Annotated in this window: 16 protein-coding genes and 2 pseudogenes; 2 read left to right on the forward strand and 16 right to left on the reverse strand. The window is 70.2% G+C overall.

Annotated elements, in window-relative coordinates:
- Positions 1–253: 253 nt before the first annotated feature.
- A complete protein-coding gene (locus tag ACZ5SK_RS06510; protein WP_334581934.1) occupies positions 254–1,207 on the reverse strand; it encodes a Ppx/GppA phosphatase family protein in 954 nt (317 codons plus the stop codon).
- A gap of 594 nt (positions 1,208–1,801) precedes the next feature.
- Positions 1,802–1,933: a hypothetical protein gene (locus ACZ5SK_RS06515; RefSeq protein WP_443041361.1), complete on the reverse strand. Its 132-nt coding sequence runs from the start codon at positions 1,931–1,933 to the stop codon at positions 1,802–1,804.
- A 318-nt stretch (positions 1,934–2,251) separates the two neighbouring features.
- Between ACZ5SK_RS06515 and ACZ5SK_RS06520 the strand changes: the two genes are divergently transcribed.
- A complete protein-coding gene (locus ACZ5SK_RS06520; RefSeq protein ID WP_468575463.1) occupies positions 2,252–3,610 on the forward strand; it encodes a helix-turn-helix domain-containing protein in 1,359 nt (452 codons plus the stop codon).
- A gap of 74 nt (positions 3,611–3,684) precedes the next feature.
- Here ACZ5SK_RS06520 and ACZ5SK_RS06525 read toward each other — a convergent pair whose 3' ends face one another.
- Positions 3,685–4,296, reverse strand: a complete 612-nt coding sequence (locus tag ACZ5SK_RS06525; RefSeq protein WP_468575465.1) for a DUF4232 domain-containing protein — start codon at positions 4,294–4,296, stop codon at positions 3,685–3,687.
- 624 nt (positions 4,297–4,920) lie between these two features.
- Between ACZ5SK_RS06525 and ACZ5SK_RS06530 the strand changes: the two are divergent.
- Positions 4,921–5,184 (forward strand): annotated as a pseudogene (locus ACZ5SK_RS06530) (MFS transporter); the annotation flags it as partial.
- Positions 5,185–5,275: 91 nt separating this feature from the next.
- On the opposite strand, the gene ACZ5SK_RS06535 reads toward ACZ5SK_RS06530, so the two are convergent.
- From ACZ5SK_RS06535 to ACZ5SK_RS06595, 13 genes and pseudogenes are all read right to left on the reverse strand, one after another.
- Positions 5,276–5,485 carry a DUF6243 family protein gene (locus tag ACZ5SK_RS06535; protein ID WP_334581938.1) on the reverse strand — a complete coding sequence of 70 codons (210 nt, stop codon included), beginning with the start codon at positions 5,483–5,485 and terminating at the stop codon, positions 5,276–5,278.
- Positions 5,486–5,756: 271 nt separating this feature from the next.
- Positions 5,757–6,372, reverse strand: a pseudogene (locus ACZ5SK_RS06540) (lyase family protein); the annotation flags it as partial.
- 92 nt (positions 6,373–6,464) lie between these two features.
- Positions 6,465–7,760: an NAD(P)/FAD-dependent oxidoreductase gene (locus tag ACZ5SK_RS06545; RefSeq protein WP_334581939.1), complete on the reverse strand. Its 1,296-nt coding sequence runs from the start codon at positions 7,758–7,760 to the stop codon at positions 6,465–6,467.
- A 48-nt stretch (positions 7,761–7,808) separates the two neighbouring features.
- On the reverse strand, positions 7,809–8,474 hold the full coding sequence (locus ACZ5SK_RS06550; RefSeq protein ID WP_361702682.1) for a haloacid dehalogenase type II: 666 nt from the start codon (positions 8,472–8,474) through the stop codon (positions 7,809–7,811).
- A gap of 54 nt (positions 8,475–8,528) precedes the next feature.
- Complete coding sequence (locus ACZ5SK_RS06555; RefSeq protein WP_361702680.1) at positions 8,529–9,467, reverse strand: aldo/keto reductase; 939 nt, start codon at positions 9,465–9,467, stop codon at positions 8,529–8,531.
- Between the two features lie 22 nt (positions 9,468–9,489).
- Positions 9,490–10,944 (reverse strand): aldehyde dehydrogenase family protein, encoded by a 1,455-nt coding sequence (locus tag ACZ5SK_RS06560; RefSeq protein WP_468158450.1) that lies wholly within the window; start codon positions 10,942–10,944, stop codon positions 9,490–9,492.
- Positions 10,941–11,894 carry a succinylglutamate desuccinylase/aspartoacylase family protein gene (locus tag ACZ5SK_RS06565; protein ID WP_334581943.1) on the reverse strand — a complete coding sequence of 318 codons (954 nt, stop codon included), beginning with the start codon at positions 11,892–11,894 and terminating at the stop codon, positions 10,941–10,943. Before ACZ5SK_RS06565 ends, ACZ5SK_RS06560 begins: the two co-directional genes overlap by 4 nt.
- Positions 11,895–11,918: 24 nt before the next feature.
- Positions 11,919–13,322: an aminotransferase class III-fold pyridoxal phosphate-dependent enzyme gene (locus ACZ5SK_RS06570; protein WP_334581944.1), complete on the reverse strand. Its 1,404-nt coding sequence runs from the start codon at positions 13,320–13,322 to the stop codon at positions 11,919–11,921.
- Positions 13,319–14,188, reverse strand: a complete 870-nt coding sequence (locus ACZ5SK_RS06575; RefSeq protein ID WP_334581946.1) for an ABC transporter permease — start codon at positions 14,186–14,188, stop codon at positions 13,319–13,321. The genes ACZ5SK_RS06570 and ACZ5SK_RS06575 overlap by 4 nt, the downstream gene beginning before the upstream one ends.
- On the reverse strand, positions 14,185–15,060 hold the full coding sequence (locus tag ACZ5SK_RS06580; RefSeq protein ID WP_334581947.1) for an ABC transporter permease: 876 nt from the start codon (positions 15,058–15,060) through the stop codon (positions 14,185–14,187). The genes ACZ5SK_RS06575 and ACZ5SK_RS06580 overlap by 4 nt, the downstream gene beginning before the upstream one ends.
- A gap of 44 nt (positions 15,061–15,104) precedes the next feature.
- Positions 15,105–16,241: an ABC transporter ATP-binding protein gene (locus ACZ5SK_RS06585; RefSeq protein ID WP_334581948.1), complete on the reverse strand. Its 1,137-nt coding sequence runs from the start codon at positions 16,239–16,241 to the stop codon at positions 15,105–15,107.
- Complete coding sequence (locus ACZ5SK_RS06590; protein ID WP_468417066.1) at positions 16,234–17,337, reverse strand: ABC transporter substrate-binding protein; 1,104 nt, start codon at positions 17,335–17,337, stop codon at positions 16,234–16,236. Before ACZ5SK_RS06590 ends, ACZ5SK_RS06585 begins: the two co-directional genes overlap by 8 nt.
- A gap of 88 nt (positions 17,338–17,425) precedes the next feature.
- Positions 17,426–18,412 carry a succinylglutamate desuccinylase/aspartoacylase family protein gene (locus tag ACZ5SK_RS06595; RefSeq protein ID WP_334581950.1) on the reverse strand — a complete coding sequence of 329 codons (987 nt, stop codon included), beginning with the start codon at positions 18,410–18,412 and terminating at the stop codon, positions 17,426–17,428.
- Position 18,413 lies beyond the last annotated feature (1 nt).

Below are 18,413 nucleotides of genomic sequence, written 5' to 3' on the forward strand. Positions count from 1 at the left end.
TCGCGGCCCGGCAGGCATCCGTGGCGAGGTCGAAGTCGATGCGCCCATGGACACAGCCGGCACCGAAGTGCCCGTACATCTGCTCGCGGTTGCCCAGGGCGGACAGCCGCTCCCGCAGCGCCGGGTCGGCTACGACCAGGACGGCCTTGAGCTGGTTGGCTGCAACGGTGAGCGGTGGAAGGGTGCGAGGCGACGCGTCCAGGAGGTGGATGCCGAACCTGGGAAAGCCTTCGGGAGGCCAGGTCCGCTGGGCTCAGCCGACAAGGCGGGGGCGGCCGACGGGGGCGGGAGCCACTCCGAGGTGTTCGAGCAATAGCCCTTCCCGGGTGGACCAGGGGCAGATCTCGACGCGCTTGGCCCCGCAGGCTTCCATGAGAGCCTGTGCGATCAAGGCTCCGGCCAGGGACTGCTCGGCGCGGTGCCGGGAGATGCCCGGCAGCTTGGCACGGTGGGACGGTGCCGCATCGGCCAGCAGGGAGACTGCCGTGCGCAGTTGGGACAGCGTCAGCCAGCGCCTCGCGCGCGGTGTCCTGCTCTGGGCGGCGGCGAGCCGGGCGAGCTGTTCGAAGGTCTTGGAGCAGGCCAGCACCCGCCCTCCCAGCTCGGCCTGCGGCAGGCCGGGGACGGCTTCCAGAGATCCGCCGAGGTGCTGCAGGACCTCGGCGAGGCGGCGTCGGGACGGCGCGGTGCCGCCGGGAAGCCAGTCCCGGGTGATCCTCCGGGCGCCCAGCGGCAGCGACTTGACGACGCGGGGCTGGTCTCCGGTGCCGGAGGCGATCTCCACGGTGCCGCCGCCGATGTCCAGGACCAGCAACTGCCCGGCCGTCGGGCCGGCCCACTGGCGGGCGGCCACGTAGGCCAGGCGCGCCTCCTCCTCGCCGGTCAGCACGCGCAGGCGGGTGCCGGTGGTGCGTGCCACTCGCGCGATGATCTCATCGCGGTTGGGCGCGTCCCGGATGACGGAGGTCGCGAACGCGAACACCTCCGGTCCACGCAGACGCGGGTCCGCGGCGACGGCTTCGGCCACTGCCCGCTCGACGCTCTTCATGCCGGCCTTCTCCAGCCGCCCCTTGCGGTCGAGGGTCTCGTGCAGGCTCAGCCGCACCTTGCGGGAGAACACCGGCTCCAGCACCGAACCCGGACGCCGCCGCACCACCGTCAGCAGAGCACTGTGGCACCCGACATCGAGCACACCTGCCTGCCGCATTCCATCGCCTCCCCCTGACCCGCGCTCGACCGGACCGGCTCCTTGTCCCCTCCTCCGAACCCCTCGACGACAGCACGACGGGGATTCCGGGCCGGCATGTAAGCATATCGTCACCACTGGTGCACCCTCCGCCCGGGTCCACAGTGGTGGAGCGGGATACGTGCGCTCCGGTATGAAGAACAGGGGCGCACCGCCGTCATCGGGGAGGCGCTGTCCCGTGACTGCGGAGGCTTCCCACGACCGCTACGCAGAAAGCACCCGCAGTGTCGACCACGCGGAACGGCGACTGGGCCGACTCATCGACACGACCCCCGCCACGGCACCGACCTCCTGACGACCATGCGCCGGTACCTGGACGTGGCCGGCAACAAGACCATCGCCGCTGGCTCAGGCGGTCTGTCCGGGAGACCGCCTGCCAACGCCTGCGCACGATCGAGCGGATACTCGGCTGCGACCTCGAATCCACCCGTGACCCACCCGGACAGCCCGACAACGGTCGGCCGCTCAGCGCGACCACGACCGGGTGCCGTCAACGCGCCGGTCCCGTCCTCGCGGCCTGTCACGGTCCCGGGTCAGGCACGAACTGAGCAGTCGTCAGAGCCAGCCCTTGACTTTCTCCACGAGGCGGGCGGGATCAGGGTCGACCACCCGGACGTTCAACTGGGTGACACCGGCGGCGCGGAACGCCTCGATGCGCTCGCGTACGTAACCCTCGGGGCCGCACAACGACACAAGTTCGGTCAGCTCGGGCCGGGCCGAGCGCCGCGATGTGGATCGGTATCTTGCTGCGGACCGGGGGTGAGGAACTCTCGCCCGGCGTCGCCGACTCACACGCCTCCTTTCCCGGCCCTGTTCATGGCGTCCCTCTGTGAGCGTTGCTGAGGGCCTCCTCGCGTTGGGCGACGGTGGCCGGAAGGAGAGAGCTGGTGCAATGCGGGAACCATCCCGGCCGTATTGACGTGCAGGTATGGGGAGTGCCTGGGATGCCGTCCCGTATCGGGACATGACTGCGCAGGCCGACGGATGGATGCGAGTACGGACCGCATGGATGCAATCCACGACGACATAGCGGAGTTCGCGTTGCTGCTGACGCGTCTGAAGGCGCGCACAGACCGCAGCTACTCGGCGCTCGCTCACCGTTTGGGCATGAATGCCTCCACGCTGCACCGCTACTGCGCGGGAGAGTCGGTTCCCCTGGACTTCACCAGGATTGAGCGGTTCGCCGCCCTCTGCGGAGCATCCCCCGAGGAACGCGTGGAGTTGCACCGCCGGTGGATCCTGGCAGTCGCGGAACGGCAACGACCGCGCCCATCCGATGCTCGGCGGGCACCGGCGCCCCACGACGCCACGAGCACCGCCGCATCGGCCGCGTCCACGGGTCACGGCAGCCCGGTGGACGAGGCACCGGAGCCGGTTTCGCCGGCCGGCCGGCGGCCCCACGCCGAGCGCCCCGGAAGCCGGCCCGTGCGATCGATGGCACTGGCGGCATTGCTCGCCGTCGCGCTCGCCGGCCTCACCACATCCTCTGCCGGACCCCTCTCCGGTGGCGGTGAGTCGTCGGCTTCCGCCCGCACCACACCGAATGCCCCGGCGCCGGCCGCGCACAGCGGTGGCAGCCCCTTTGTCGCACCCCCCGCCGATGGCGGTGAGTCGTCGCCCTCCGCCCGCACGACACCGAAACCCTCAGCACCGGCCGCGCGCAGCGGCGACACCCCGCGGAAGAGCGGAGCGAGCGCCGACACGGTCCCAGCGTCGGCCCCGCTCACCTGGACGGCCAACTCCCATCTCTGGCAACTCGAATGCGACCATGACTACGTCATCGCCAAGCCGCCTCAGGAGGTCCCGCCGCCGCCGACCCCGGCGGACGCCGAGGCGTGGGCCACGTCCCAGCAGGCGGTGCACGGGCGCACCACCAATCTGCGGATCTCGGTACAGGGACGCGGCTCCGCCGCCGTCGTCCTGGAGGCGCTGCATGTGCGCGTGGTCACCCGCACCACCCCCGCCGTCCGCCGGGGCATCGCCTACTCCATGTACGAAGGCTGCGGCGCCGTCCTCATCCCCCGCTACTTCGCCGTGGACCTCGACGCGCACCGACCCCTGGCCCGGTCGATGCCCGGCAACGACCCGGGCAGACCGATCACCGCGGTCGACTTCCCCTACCAGGTGTCCTTGCGGGAGCCGGAGGTCCTGCTGCTCTCCGCGCGCACCGAGTCCTGCACCTGCGACTGGTACCTCGACCTCGACTGGTCCTCACAGGGCCGGACCGGCACGGTGCGCATCGACGACCACGGCCGCCCGTTCCGCACCACCGGCATCAAGGGGCTACCGCACTACTGGTACCGCAACCCCCGTGGCTGGATCCCCATGACCACCACCTACGACAAGGCGGAAACCGGCGGCTGACGAAGCAACAGGCCGCCTGGACCTCGACGTGAGCGTTCTGGACGGCCGTTGGGCAGCGGTCCCGGGCGAGGTCCTTACTTCGACATGATGAAATCCAGGGCGTACCCGGGAGCGGTCGTCCAGTAGGTGACACGCTGAAAGTCGTTCGCGTACAACGTCTCGACGGGCATGGGGACATCGATCAGCTTGCCCGCGCTGCTGCCGGGCTTGCGACCCTGGAGGCCGAGGGTGATGCTCTTCGCCTCGTACTCGTCCATGGGGCCGTTGACGAGCAGAGCGGCATACGCCTCCTCACCTGGAGCGAGGGTGACGGGCACCCCGGGGTTCGGGTCGCTCTCCTTGATCACGGGGGCCGTGGTCCGACCGGCCCCGAGCCGCACGAGCGGGTAGCGGTAGAGGTTGCACTTCTTGTCGCCGGCGTTCTGGACGGTGAGGAGGAGGTGCCTGGCGTCCTCGCTGTCCGCGGGCTCCTTCGCGGCGGACACCCCGAGGACCTCCTGGGAGCAGGCGGCGACGGTGCTCTTGGCGCCACTGGCGCCCAAGCGGTGCGTCACCGGGTGCTTGGCCTTCCCACTGGTCGTCCGCGGCCCGGTGGCGGATGCCTGTGCCGACACACCACACCCGAGAGCCAGGACGAGGCCCGCGGACACGGCCACACGGCGGCTCACAAGGGACTTCATGTTCATCTGCGTGTTCCTTTTCTGATCGGTACGAGGTCACACGCGCCCTCGGCCCAACCCTGCGGATCAAGGTGTGTGCCGGGCGGTCGGCCGCTTCAGCCGGTGCGACAGCCACAGCATTGGATGCCTCGTGGGCCAGGGACAACAGCCACCGCACCACCTGCAACGATGGGACATCCCACCCCCGATGACCTGCACAAACACGGAATCCTGGGATGTCGATGTGGGATGCTGCCGGTGCCGGACCCTTCGGGGAGAAAGCGCTGCTTCGTCCTCGACGCACAATTCCGGGCCGCCCTTGTTCGGCGACGCTGGTGGGTCGATTCAGCGGGCCGCCGAGGGAGGCGGCAGGCGCATCCGGGCGAGGTCGGGCGGGATCGGGGTGTCGGGGCGGAAGAACGGTGCGGCTTCTCCGTCGGTCGCATTGGCGGGCGCGTCCGTGAGCCGGAAACGGTCCCGCAGCCGACCGTAGAAGTCGCTGGGGTGCAGACGGATGAGGCGTACCCGCTGCGGGGCGAGCGGGTGGACAGGGGGATCGAGGCGGGGCAGGGCAGCAACGAGGCTCCCGGCAGCGCGTCTTTCTTGGTCGACTGACCTGCGCCATCAGGTTGGAAATGGCTCACTGATCCAGGGACGGGCCTCGTGCTGCTGGTGCTGGCGGTCCGGCGCGTCTGGCCGGGCCTGGGGGTTGGTGGACCTGCTCCCCGGTCTGCTGCCTGCCGGGCTGGGCCAGGGTTCCCAGCTCCCGGTGCTGCTGCGGATCATGCTCCCGACGTACCGGCGGACCGGGCGGGAGTGGGCAGCGGGGTGACGGTGACCGCTCAGCAGTCCTCGCCGGCCATGGGGGTGGCGACGCCCGGCACGCTCTTCCCGGCGGTGTCGCCCGGGCTGGGGACCGGCCGCACCCGCTACGGCAGCAGGGCCCGGACCACGCGTCGCGGTCCGGGCCCTTCCCCGTGCGGTGCCGCCCTGCGGCGGCGGTGCGTCAGCTCTGTGCGGTGTCGTCGCCCGTCTGCCCGGCGCCCTCGGCTGCGCCTGCCCTCTCGCGCATCTTGCGCACCAGCTCCGCCTTCTGGTCGGCGGCACCCTGGCGGTCGCGGTTGCGGTGCGGACCGTTGTTCTGCCGTTCGGCGCGGGACAGCTTCTTGCGCTGGCCGCCGCCCATGCCCAGGGGGTTGTTGATGTTCTTGCTCACGGGTGCTCCCGGAATGATGTGAAGTGATCTACGGATTCATCGGTGGGGGACGGGCGCGGCGACGTCGAAGGACGTCAGCAGGGGCCCATCACGCTCTCACTCGTAAATCGACGTCTGGAAGAACATGACCATGACGTTACCCGGTTCCGTCGGCCCCGCACACCAAGTTTTTCGCCGTCCCGGCGTCGGCCGGGCCCTCGGCGAGCGCCCGGGGTCAGCCGTTTCCTTCCAGAGCCAGCGGGGTTCTACCGCACAATTCCTGTCACACAGCCCGGACGAACGCGCCGCAGTCCTGGGTGGCTTCGGCGAGGTTCGCGGCGGTGACGAGCGGCAGTCCGGTGATCTGGGCGAGGTGCCGGCGGGCGGACTCGGCATAGCCGGCGGGGGCGTTGAGCCCGGTGCCGATCGCGGTGGTGCCCAAGTTGATCTCCGGATCAGCTCGACGGCCTCGGCGAGGCGGCTGCGGTCTCGTCGAGCATGACGGCCTACGCCGAGAACTCCTGTCCCAGCGTCATTGCGACCGAAGGAGTCCTGCAGCACCGCCATCGCCTTGAGCAGCCCGCGCACGGCGAACACGGTCGCGATCTTCAGGGCGGTCGGGTAGACGTCGTTCGTCGACTGGCCCAGGTTGACGCCCTCGTTGGCGTTCACGCTGGTCGAGGTTCCGGCGCCGCCCTGGATGACGTCGACGACGAACTGGCGAGCGCCGCGGCCTCCTTGACGGCGGCGAGGGCGTCGATCAGGTGCGGGTAGGCGGAGATCGTGGCGCCCGTAATGGGGAAGTTCTCCGTGGCGCGCAGGGTGTGGCCACCCCAGTACACGTCGTCGGGGACGTCCCGGTCTCCGAGCAGATCGTGTCCGCTGCGGGTGGCGAAGGCGGCGGTCATGGATGTACGGGCCTTCTCTCGGAGCGGCGTTCCAGAACGGCGGGGGCTTCCCACGACCACTTCATGGAAAGCCCCCGTAGCGTCGGCGCGGTTCAGCGCAGGCGGTCCTTCGCCTTGTAATAGGCCCCGCCGAACGGCAGGAACCATGCCGTGCCGCCGTTGTAGAAGGGGACCGGGACCTTCGGGAAGCCAAGGCCGCGCAGGGGGTTGGCCTCCGGCTTGCCGTCCATCATCTCGGCCACCGCCCGGCCCATGTACGTGGCCATCTGGACGCCATGGCCGCAGTAACCCATCGAGTAGTACAGGCCCTTGGCCCCCTCGGCCTCGCCCGCGTGCGGCAGGCGGTCCCAGGAGAAGCCGACCATTCCGCCCCAGACGTAGTCGATCCGCACGTTCGACAGCTGCGGGAAGATCTCCGCCATCTCCCGCTTCAGGATGTCGCCGCTTTTGAGGTCGGAGGCCGGGTTGGAGGGGGCGAAGCGGGCTCGGCCGCCGAAGGCGAGGCGGTTGTCCGGGGTGAGCCGGAGATAGTGGCCGATGTTCTTGGAGTCGACCACCAGGCGGCCGTTGGGGATCAGTTCGCGGGCGCGCTCCTCACCGAGCGGTTCGGTGACGATGATGAAACTGCCCACGTTGATCAGCCGCTTGCGGAACCAGGGCAGCGCCTTGTCGGTGTAGGCGTCGGTGGCGGCCATGACCTGCTTGGCGCGGATCGTGCCGTGCAGCGTCTCCACGTCGAACCCGCCGCCGGGCAGACGGGTCAGACCGGTAGCGGCGTTGCGCTCGTGGATCTCGGCGCCGGCGCGTTCGGCGGCCTCCGCCAGGCCGTGGACGTACTTGCCCACATGCAGGGCGGCGCTGAGCGGGTCGAGCAGGGCGCCGTGGTAGTAGTCCGAGCCGAGTTCCGACTTCAGCTCGCCGCGGCTCAGGAGCTGCGTCTCGTGGTCGAAGTTGTCCGCCAGGTCGCGCTGGGTGGCCTTCATCGCCTCGAAGTGCTGTGGCTTGTACGCCACGCCCAGACGTCCGGCGCGGTCGAAGTCGCAGTCGATCTTCTCGGTGAGGGTGATGTCCTCGACGACGTCGACCGCCTCGCGGAAGACGTCGTACAGCTCGCGGGCGCGCTCCTGACCGAAGCGCTTGCGGGCCTCGCCGACACCGATGGTGATGCCCTGGGTGCACATGCTGCCGTTGCGCCCGGAGGCGCCCGAGCCGACCTTGTCCTTCTCGACGAGCACGACCCGGGCGCCCTTGCGGGCGGCGTGGTAGGCGGTGGACAGACCGGTGAGGCCGCCGCCGATGACCACCACGTCCGCCTCGGCGGGCAGGTCCTTGCCGGACCTGTCGGGCAGGGCGGGTGCGGTGTCGAGCCAGTAGGGGATCTGCTTCATGACCTGCGTCCTCTGCGTTCTGTCTCTGGGTGCTTCGGTGCCGGCCGGTCAGCAGCCGAGGAGCCTCGGCAGACCGGACAGGTCGGGCAGCTCGTCGTAGGGCTGGTAGTCGGCGCTGCCCTTGCGGCCGTAGCGGTTGATCCACACCCGGCGCATCAGGCCGAGGTCGCGGGTGGGGATCTGGTCGTACTCCCAGCCCTGGGCGGTGTGGATGACCTGCGAGGGCTCGACGCCCATGGTCTTGTAGGCGTACTCGAAGGTCTGGCGGTCCGGCTTGTAGGCGCCGGCCTGCTGGGCGGTGATGACGTAGTCGAACTCGACGCCGATGTTCTTGACGTTCTGCGCGATCATGGCGTCATCGGTGTTGGAGATGATGGCGATCTCGTACTTGGTCTTCAGCCGGCGCAGGGCCTCCGGGACCTCCGGGAAGGGGCCGAAGGTGGGGACGGCCGCGACGAGCGCGTCGCCGTCGGATGTGCGGTACTCCAGGCCGTGCAGCCGCATGGCGTTGCGCAGGCTGGAGTGCAGGACCTCGTGGTAGGGGCGGTACGCCTCCAGGACGGCCTGGAAGCGCATGACGCGGAAGTCGTCGAGGAACTCGTCGGCATCCAGGTTGTCCAGGTCCAGCCGGTCCGCCAGGACCTTGAGGGTCGTGGGGCCGAGCTGGAAGTCGATGAGGGTCGCGTAGGCGTCGAAGGTGATGATCTCTCGCATGGTTCTTGGCTCCGGTTCGAGGGTTTTCGGCGGGAGTCGGGACTCGAAGGGACTTCAGACGACGCGTTCGCCGGGGGTGACGATCGCGTCCAGTGCGGACAGGTCGGCCGTGTCGGGGATCCACTCGGCCGCCGCCGCGTTGGCGGTGACCTGCTCGGGGGTCATGGCGCCGCAGATGACGGAGCCGACGGCGGGCAGTGCGGCCAGTCCACCGACGGCGACCTGGAGGAGGGTCAGGCCGCGCTCGGCGCCGTACGCCGTCAGCGCCTCCACGCGGTCGAGGGCCTCGTCGGTGAGCCAGCCCTGACGCCATGACAGGCGGCTGCCGGCAGGCGGCTGCTCACCGCGCCGGTACTTGCCGCTGAGCAGGCCGTTGGCGAGCGGGTAGTAGGGGAGAAGACCGATGCCGTGCCGCAGGCAGGCGGGGATCAGGTCGGCTTCCACGCCACGGTCGAGCAGGTGGTAGCGGGCCTGGGTCGAGATGAAGGCGTCGCTCAGGTCCTCGGCCGCGAGGTTGGAGCAGCCGATGTAGCCGATCTTGCCCTCGTCGACCAGTTCCCGCAGGGCGGCGACCGTCTCGTCGAGTGGAGTGACGCCGTCCGGCTCGTGGTACTGGAACAGGTCGATCCGGTCGGTGCCCAGGCGGCGCAGGGACGCCTCGACGGCGTACCGGATGTAGGGGCGTGCGCCGCGATGGCCGTACAGATCCGCTTCCGGCCCCATCTCCATGCCGAACTTGGTGGCCAGGACGACCTCGTCGCGACGTCCCTTGAGGGCGGCGCCCAGCAGGCGTTCGCCGTCGCCGCGCGCGCCGCCGCTCTCGCCGAACCCGCCGTACATGTCGGCCGTGTCGAACAGGGTGATACCCGCGTCGAGGGCCGCGCGGACGACGGCCTTCGTGCCCTCCTCGTCCAGGCGGGAGCCGACGTTGTTGCCACCGACCCCGACGACGGAGACGACCGGCCCGCGCTCACCGAGCGTGCGGCATCTCATGGGCGGGTTCCTCTCATGACGGTCATGACCGGTCCCCGAATCCGATGCAGACGTTCTTGGTCTGCGTGTAGCTCGCCAGCGCTTCGAGGCCCTTCTCCCGGCCCCAGCCGCTGTGCTTGTAACCGCCGAAGGGGAGCTCGACGCCGGTGCCGACGCCGGTGGCGTTGACATAGACCTGGCCGGCACGGATGCCCGAGGCCAGGCTCATCGCCTTGTCGATGTCACGGGTCCACACGTAGGAGGCCAGGCCGTAGGGGCTGTCGTTGGCGATCTCCAGAGCCTCGTCGGCGTCGTCGAAGTCGATGACCGTGACGACGGGGCCGAAGATCTCCTCGCGGGCGCAACGAGCCTGGTTGGTCAGGCCGGTGAGGACGGTCGGCTCGACGTAGTAGCCGTCGGCCAGGGCCGGGTCGGACGGGGCGCCGCCGCCGACCAGGACCGTCGCACCTTCCTCCCGGGCCAGGTCCAGATAGCCCAGCACCCGGTCACGCTGCCGGGCGGCGACCAGCGGGCCGATGTCCGGGTCCGTGAGGCCGGGGCCGACCCGCAGGGTGGCGATCTTCTCCACCAGCCGGTCCAGGAAGCCCTCGGCGCCGCGCTGGAGGAGCAGGCGTGTCCCCGCCGAGCACATCTGTCCGGCGTTGCTGAACGACGCGCCCATGATCGCGGTCAGTGCCAGGTCGAAGTCGGCGTCCGCGAAGACGACGAACGGTGACTTGCCGCCGAGCTCGGTCACGGACGGCACCACGTTGGCGGCGGCCGCCTGGGCGACCTTGATGCCGGTCGGCACCGAGCCGGTGAAGGTGACCTGGTCGATGTCCGGGTGCCCGGCGAGGGCCGCGCCCGTCTCGCCGTCGCCGGGTACGACGTTCAGCACCCCGGGCGGAAGACCGCACTCCAGAGCGATCCTGCCGATCTCCAGCGGGGTGAGCGGTGCCTCCGGGGAGGGCTTGAGGACCACGGTGCAGCCCGCCGCCAGCGCCGGGGCGGAGCCCCTCGCGGTGTTCTGCAGCGGGTAGTTGAACGGGATGATCTGGCCGGAGACGCCGATCGGCTCACGGACGGTGTAGTCGATCAGGCCGGGGCCGAGCGGGATGGTGGAACCGCCCAGTTTGTCGGCGAAGCCGGCGTAGAACTCGAAGTAGCGGGCGGCGGACTCCACATCCGCCTTCGCCTGGGCCAGCGGCTTGCCGACGTCCCGGCTCTCCAGCCGGGCCAGACGCTCGCCCTGGTGGCGAATGGCCTCGGCGATCCGGTAGAGGACCTTGCCCCGGTCCGCGGCGCGCATTTGGGCCCACTCCGGCGCGGTGAAGGCCGCGCGTGCCGCCGCCACCGCCTGGTCCACGTCGGCGGGGCCGGCCAGCGCCACCTGGGTGATGGCCGTGCCGTCGGCCGGGTCGAGGACGGTGAAGGTGCGCCCGTCGGCGGCGGGGAGCTGTTTGCCGTCGACGAGAAGCAACTGCGTGTCGCTGCTCATGGCTGGATCTCTCCCTGGACCTCGCCGAAGATGACGACCTCGTCACCGGGGCGGACGGTGCGTATCCGGCGGACCCAGAGGACGATGCCGTCCTGCGGGGCGCGGACCTCTTCGAGCGTGTTGCCGTAGTGGTCGACGACGTGGGCGATCAGGTCGCCTTCCTTGCAGGTCTCGCCGGGCTCGGCGTGGCCGAGGAAGAAGCCGCCGGCCGCGGAGCGGGCGAAGGTGCCCGAGACCGTGGTGTAGCTGTCGCGCAGCTTCGCCTCGCCGTCGACCATGCCGAGCCGGCGCATGATGTTGCGGATCGAGTCGATGTGCAGCTCGACGATCTGCTCGCGGTAGGTGCCGCCGCCGGCCTCGATGGTGATGGCGGGCTTGCCGGCCGCGAGCGTGGGGTGACGGACCGTGCCGCCCCACTTGCCGCCCTTCCAGACCAGCTCGTGCCCGGCCGCGAGGGCGAGGTCCGTGGCCAGTTCCTCGTAGCCGCCCTGGAGGATGACGAGCGGCGCGATCTCACCGAAGGTTCCGCCGGTGTGCAGGTCGACGAGGGCGTCGATGGCGGGGACGACCTGCTCGACAAAAGTGGCGGCCAGGCGCAGGGAGTACGAGCCGTCCGCGTCACCCGGGAAGATCCGGTTGAGGTTCAGGTGGTCCAGGCCGCTGGTGCGGGCCGCCGCCTCGAAGGCCGGGGTGTTCATGCAGGGGATGCCGACCAGGGTGCCGCGCAGCGTGGCCGGGTCGGTCTCGGCGAGGACACGGCGGATGGACTCCTGTCCGTCGTACTCGTCGCCGTGCACGCCCGCGTCCACGCACAGCACCGGGCCGGGCTCGGCGCCGTTGACGACGATCAGCGGTATGCCGAGCTCGACGCCGTAGCTGCTGGTGCCGACCGGGATCAGTCCCTCGGCGCGCTCACCGGGGGCGACTGTCAGCGGACCAATGGAGTACATGGGGTGGCCTTTCCGGGGTGGGGTTCACAGGCGGGAGGACGCCTCGGCGAGCGTCTCGGCGAGGATGTCGGCGATACGGTCGAGCAGGTGGCGGTCGCTGATCAGCGGGGGCGCGATCTGCACGAGCGGGGCGGCGCGGTTGTAGACGCGGGCGAGAAGGCCGGCCTCGCGCAGGCGGCGCGGGATCAGGTCGGCGATCAGGCCGGCGCGGGCGGTGTCACTGAAGCCACCGCCGTCGAGATCTCCGACGAGTTCGCAGGCGTAGAAGAACCCGGCGCCTCGCACGTCACCGACGATCGGCAGGTCTGCGAGCCCGGCCATGCGCTGGGCCAGGTGGCCCTCGAGACCTCGGACGTTGTCCAGGATCCGGTCGCGCTCCATGATCTCCAGGCTGCGCAGCGCGATGGCCGCGCTCAGCGGGTGCCCGGCGAAGGTGTAACCGTGGTTGAGGACGGCGCCTGGCTGGTTGATGACTTCGACGACGTGATGGGCGACCAGGGTCGCCCCCATGGGGGCGTATCCGGCGGTGATTCCCTTGGCGACGGTGACGATGTCGGGGCGGGCGCTGTAGCGGTCCCCGCCGAACCACGTCCCCAGTCGGCCGAAGGCCGTGATCACCTCGTCGGCGACCAGGAGGAAGCCATGGCGGTCGGCGAGGGCCCTGAGGCCCATCCAGTAGCCCTCGGGGGGCGTGATGCAACCGCCTCTGTTCTGCACCGGCTCGGCGATGAGCATCGCGATGGTGTCCGGGCCTTCGGCCTGGATCGCGGCCTCGAGTTCCGCGAGCAGGTGGGAGGTGAACGCGGCGTCGTCGACGAACTCGGGAGCGAGGCCGAACCGGTTGGTGTTGGACACGAACCGGGTCTCGATCGCGCCCGGCCCGTAGGGGTCGCGCAGCCCGGGGTCGTCGGTCAGGGACAGAGCGCCGATGGTCAGCCCGTGGTAGGCGCCGCGGCGGGAGATCGCCTTCACGCGGTTCGGTTCCCCGCGCAGGGCATGGTAACGGCGGGCGATCTTCCAGGCCGTCTCCACCGCCTCCGCGCCGCCGCCGGAGAAGAAGGTGTGCTCGATGTCGACGGGCGCGATCCGTGAGAGCCGCTCGGCGAGTTCGATCGCCGTGGGGTGTGCGGAGGACGACCACAGCGGGCTGAAGCACAGCTCGCGCAGCTGCTTGTCCGCCGCCTCTGCGAACTCGGGTGCGTAGGAGTAGCCGAGCTGGCAGCAGTACAGGCCGGAGAGGCCGTCGATGAAGCGTCTGCCGTCGGCGTCGTCGACGTAAGGGCCCTCGCCTCGCTGGACGACGAAGAGGTTCTGCCCGTGCTGGCCGAGGGAGCCGTTGGGGGTCATGTTGAGCAGGAGGTGTCTGGCCGCGGTGGCGGACAGTTCACCGACGGGTGTGCGGGTGCTGGTACTGGCTGTGGTGGTCATGATGCGGTCTCACTTCCGGCGGGGAGGCCCAGTCCGGGTTCTGTGGGCAGCAGGCCGTCCTGCTTGCCGGAGCCGCTGAGCTTGCGGACCACGCCGACCAGGGCGAGGGCCACTACGGCGACGGCGATGAGGATCGCGCTGACGGCGGTCACCGACGGGTCGACGTTGTACTGGAGGACGTTGAACACCTGCACGGGCAGGGTCACGGTGTCCACGGAGGACAGGAACTGCGAGATGAAGAACTCGTCGAAGCTGGTGATGAAGGAGAAGATGCCGGCGGCCACCAGACCGGGCATGGCCAGCGGGAAGGTGACCCGCCGCCAGACGGTCAGCCGGCCGGCGCCCATGCTGGCCGCCGCGTCCTCCAGCCGTTCGTCGATGCCCTTCAGAGTGGCCATCAGGATCATGACGGCGATCGGTGAGGCGAGCACGGTGTGGCCGAGGGCGATGGCGACCGGGCTGCCGAGCATCGCGGCCGGCTCGAAGAGCAGGAACAGGCCGAGGGCGACGACGACCTGGGGGATCACCAGCGGGGCGAGAACCAGGCCGTAGACCGCCGAGCGCAGGGGCAGTTCGCTGCGGACGAGAGCGGTGGCCGCGGTCAGACCCAGGATGAGCGAGAAGACCGTGGTCATGGCCGCCACCAGGGCGCTGAGCGACAGTGCTGCCGGCCACTTGCTGCCGTCGGCGAACAGCTGCTTGTACCAGCCGAGGGTCCACGCCTCCGGCGGGAAGGATCCGAAGGCGTCCTTGCCGAAGGAGGTGACGACGATGACGACGATCGGCAGGGCGAGGAACAGCAGGATCAGCGTGGACAGGACGGCGAGGGTGATGCGTCCGGCCAGGGTGGAACGGAGCTCGATCATGACGCCGTACCCCGATTCCGGAGGGCCTCGCCCGCTGCCTGGAGCAGCTTGAGCAGCAGCAGTCCGGCGAAGGTGAGGAGCAGCAGGATGATGCCGAGCGCGGAGGCGCCGTTCCACTGGTTCTGCTTCATGACCTGTTCGTCGATGAGCGAGGCGACCATCGTCTGCTTCTCGCCGCCCATGAGGGCGGGGGTGAGGTAGTAGCCGAGGCAGAGGATGAACGACAGGACGCCCGCGTTGACCAGGCCGGGGGCCACCAGGGGAACGTAGACACGGCGGAAGATGGTGATCCGCCCGGCGCCCATGCCGGCCGCGGCGGCGAGCAGCCGCCGGTCGATGCCGCGCATGACCGCGTACAGCAGCAGGACGGTGTACGGCAGCATCACGGCGGTGGTGCCTATGACGACGCCGATCTCGTTGTAGAGGAGTTGGAAGGGCGCGCCCGGGAAATGGATGTCCGTCAGCACGTTGTTCACCACGCCGTTGTCACCGAGCAGGATGATCCAGCCGTAGGTGCGCACCAGAGCGCTGATGAAGTGCGGGACGACCACGACCAGCATCGCCAGACCCGCCCACAGCGGCTTGAGCCGCGAGATGGCCGAAGCCAGGACGAAGCCGATGACCAGGGCGAGCAGGGAGGTCTCGAAGGAGATCCGCAGCGTGGTGAGCAGGATCTCCAGGTTGGCGCCCCGGAAGGCGTCGGTGTACCAGTGGAGGGTGAAGCCGCCGGCCTCGCCCTTGAGGCTCAGCATCAGGGTGCTGAAGATCGGATAGACGAAGAGGATCAGCAGGTAGACGACGACGGGGGTGGCGTTGAGCAGTCCGAAGCGGGTGCGCCGGTCGGACAGCGAGACGCGTTTCTTGCGAGGCACCGAAACTGCGGAGCCCGGCGCGGGAGCCAGTACGGCCACTCCCCTCACCCCCCGTCCGGATCGGCGAAGACGCCGACGTTCGCGGGCTCCGCGGTGAGGTCCACGCGCTCGCCGAGGGCGGGGGCTCGGCCGGCGGGCAGTTCCAGGCGTACGGGTTCGGTGGCCGTGTCGCCCAGGGGGCGGACGGTGACCCGGACCAGGGTGCCGACGTAGGTGACCGTCTCGACGGTCCCGGTACAGAACCCGTCGCCCGGCGTACACAGGGCGAGCCGGCCGGGCTGGACCGCCGCGCGTACCCGTGCGCCGTCCGGGACGGTCTGCGGGCGGGCCCTGAGCAGGCCGCCGGTGTCGAGCCGGACGAGGGTGTGGTCCGCGCTCTGTTCCTCCAGACGGCCCGGAAGGAAGTTGGCGGCGCCGAGGAAGTCGGCGACGAACGGGGTGCGGGGGCGTTCGAAGAGCTCCTGCGGGGTGTCGAACTGGTCGATCCGCCCGTCCCGCATGACCGCGATGCGGTCGGAGAGGACGAGGGCCTCTTCCTGGTCGTGCGTCACGTAGATGACGGTCAGGCCGAGTTCCCGCTGGATGCGCTTGATCTCGGTCTGGAGCTGGTCGCGCAGCTTCTTGTCGAGGGCGCCGAGCGGCTCGTCCATGAGGATGACGGGGGGCCTGTAGACCAGGGCCCGGCATAGGGCGACGCGCTGCTGCTGGCCGCCGGACAGCTCGCGGGGGCGGCGGCGGGCCATGGCGGACAGGCCGGCCATCTCCAGGGTCTCGCCGACCCGGCGGCGCTGTTCCCCCTTGGGCACGCCGCGCAGCTGCAGCGGGAAGGCGACGTTCTCCCAGACGGTCATGTGCGGGAAGAGCAGGTACTGCTGGAAGACGAAGCCCAGGCCGCGCTTCTGCGGGGCGAGGCGGGTCACGTCGTTGCCGCCGACGACGATGCTGCCGGAGTCGGGCTCGCAGAACCCGGCGATCATCATCAGGGTGGTGGTCTTGCCGGAGCCGGAGGAGCCGAGGAAGGTGACGAACTCGCCGGCCGCGATCTCCAAGGAGACCTCGTCGACGGCCGTCACTCCCCCGTACGTCTTCCGAAGCCGGGTCACGGACAGGGGCTTGCCGGAACCGGCCAGGCCGGCAGTGGCGGCCAGGGACAGCTCGGGCATCACGTCGGTCTCAGGCATGCGTCCACTCCTGCCAGCGCTTGGACACCGCGTCCTGGTTCTTGATCCACCACTCGACGTTCAGGTCGAAGCCGGACTCCAGGTGCTCGGGCGAGCTCCCCAGGTTCGCGGCGGTGGCGGGCTTGAGCTTCTTGTAGGCGGCCGGCACCGACGGCGCCATCGGGTAGATCTCGGCGTAGGCGGCCTGCACCTCGGGCCGCAGGGCGAAGTCGATGAGCTGGTAGGCGGCGTCGAGGTTCGCGGCGCCCTTGGGGATACCGAGGGCGTTGCTCTGCCGACGGGCGCCGTTCCACTGGTAGGCGAGCGGGGAGCCGCCTTTGATCAGGGCGTCCAGGCGGCCGTGCCAGACACTGGAGGCGTCGACCTCCTTGCGGCCCAGGAGCACGCCGGGCAGGGCGCCGGTGTCCCAGAACTTGCGGACGTGGGGCTTGATCTCGCTGAGGACGTGGAAGGCGCGGTCGACGTCGAGCGGGTAGAGGGCGTCCAGCGCCACGCCGTCGGCGAGGAGGGCGAACTCCAGCTCGGGTAGGTCGGCGTCCAGGGCCTGCAGGGCGCGGTTGCCGGAGAACGTCTTGGTGTCCCAGAAGTCGGCCCAGGAGGAAGGTTTCTTCCCGCCGAAGGCGTCCGTACGGTACGCCATCACACTGGCCCAGTAGTTCTTGCCGACCGCGTTGGCCGTGACCAGGTTCTTGGCGATGCCGGCGTTCTTGAAGTTCTTCAGCCGGTCGTGGTCGAGGTCCTCGGTGGCGCCCTCGTTGTGGAAGAGCACGAAGTCGGCCATCGAGTCGTCGATGACGTCGAACTGGGGGCGGCCCTGCTTGATCTGGGCGAGCATCTGGGCGTACTCGATGTTCACCACCTTGACCTGGATGCCGGTCTCCTTGGTGAACGGGTCGTAGATCGCCTGCTGGTTGGCGTCGCCGTAGGAGCCGCCGCTGTTGCGGACCACGACGGTCTTGGAGTTCTTGCCGCCGCTGTCGACGGACCGGCTGGTGCCGGTGCCGCAGGCGCTGAGCGATGTGGCGGCGGCCACGCCGGCGGCCACGCCGCCGACTCCGCGCAGGAACCCTCTGCGGTCTGTCCGGACATCTCTCACCGGGTGCCTCCTGGTGGTGCGGTACGTGATGAAGGGAGCGGGGGGTACGTGCTGTTCTGGTTGTGCCGGGAGGGGACTTGCTGGGGGGTCAGTGGTTGCCGGAGTCCCGGGGAGCGGGGGCGGCGATGGCGGCCAGTTCGGCTCCGGGGGCGACGGTCAGGCCGCGCATTCCGTAGAAGATGCGGCCGGCGGCCGGGGTGTGGACCTTGTGCTCCCGGCCGTCGGCCGGGTCGATGACGCGGCCGATGACCTGGCCCTGAGTCACGTCGTCGCCGGCGGTGAAGTCGGGGTACCAGAGGCCGGCGGTCTCGGCGGTGACGCCGGCGGCCCAGACCCACGCACGGATGTCCGTGTCGTCCTGGGGCCCGGTGTGCAGGACACCGAGCCGGCTCAGGACGCCGTACAGGCCCTCGACGAGGCGACGGGCGGCGGACGCGTCGCGTTCGCCGAGCTGGCCGGTCTCGACGAGGATCGCCGGGACGCCCTGGCGGGCGGCGGCCGCGTGACTGTTGCCTCCGTCGGCGTTCGTTCCGAAGACGACGTCCTCGATGCCGAGGGAGCGGGCCATGTCGGCGGTCTTCGCGTCGAGTGCGGGGTCTCCGGTGAGGCGGTAGCCGACGAAGTCCTCGAGGACCTCGTCAATGCCGCCGGAGTGCAGGTCCACGTAGGCGTCGGCGCTGTCGAGGAGGTGGGCGAAGAGCCACGCGGCGAGTCGCTCGGTGGGGCCGCCGTCGGGGTCGCCGGGGAAGACGCGGTTGATGTTGACGCCGTCGAGCGGGGAGACGCCGAGTCGTCCCTGGTACACGGCCGGCGGGTTGGCGACCGGGCAGACGACGACCTGGCCGTGCACCTCGCGGGGCTCCAGCAGGGCGGCGAGGCGGGTGGCCGCGTCGACACCGGTGAACTCGCCGCCGTGCACGCCTGCCGTGATGACGACGCGGGGGCCGGGGTGGGCGCCGTTGACCAGGGTCAGGGGGATGTCCACGGTGAGGGTGCCGAGGTCGGCGGGGACGGTGCCGCGGGTCTTGGTGCCGGGCTCGGCGCTCAGCGCGCCGACGGTAAGGACGCGGGTCATG

This window comes from Streptomyces sp. NPDC031474, assembly GCF_055581185.1.

Excerpts from the sequence above, each read along its gene's own strand:
- ACZ5SK_RS06520 (WP_468575463.1), top strand. The coding sequence starts at position 2,252 with ATGGATGCAATCCACGACGACATAGCGGAGTTCGCGTTGCTGCTGACG.
- ACZ5SK_RS06510 (WP_334581934.1), bottom strand. The coding sequence starts at position 1,207 with ATGCGGCAGGCAGGTGTGCTCGATGTCGGGTGCCACAGTGCTCTGCTG.
- ACZ5SK_RS06595 (WP_334581950.1), bottom strand. The coding sequence starts at position 18,412 with ATGACCCGCGTCCTTACCGTCGGCGCGCTGAGCGCCGAGCCCGGCACC.
- ACZ5SK_RS06560 (WP_468158450.1), bottom strand. The coding sequence starts at position 10,944 with ATGAGCAGCGACACGCAGTTGCTTCTCGTCGACGGCAAACAGCTCCCC.
- ACZ5SK_RS06545 (WP_334581939.1), bottom strand. The coding sequence starts at position 7,760 with ATGAAGCAGATCCCCTACTGGCTCGACACCGCACCCGCCCTGCCCGAC.
- ACZ5SK_RS06550 (WP_361702682.1), bottom strand. The coding sequence starts at position 8,474 with ATGCGAGAGATCATCACCTTCGACGCCTACGCGACCCTCATCGACTTC.
- ACZ5SK_RS06575 (WP_334581946.1), bottom strand. The coding sequence starts at position 14,188 with ATGATCGAGCTCCGTTCCACCCTGGCCGGACGCATCACCCTCGCCGTC.
- ACZ5SK_RS06585 (WP_334581948.1), bottom strand. The coding sequence starts at position 16,241 with ATGCCTGAGACCGACGTGATGCCCGAGCTGTCCCTGGCCGCCACTGCC.
- ACZ5SK_RS06570 (WP_334581944.1), bottom strand. The coding sequence starts at position 13,322 with ATGACCACCACAGCCAGTACCAGCACCCGCACACCCGTCGGTGAACTG.
- ACZ5SK_RS06565 (WP_334581943.1), bottom strand. The coding sequence starts at position 11,894 with ATGTACTCCATTGGTCCGCTGACAGTCGCCCCCGGTGAGCGCGCCGAG.
- ACZ5SK_RS06525 (WP_468575465.1), bottom strand. The coding sequence starts at position 4,296 with ATGAACATGAAGTCCCTTGTGAGCCGCCGTGTGGCCGTGTCCGCGGGC.
- ACZ5SK_RS06555 (WP_361702680.1), bottom strand. The coding sequence starts at position 9,467 with ATGAGATGCCGCACGCTCGGTGAGCGCGGGCCGGTCGTCTCCGTCGTC.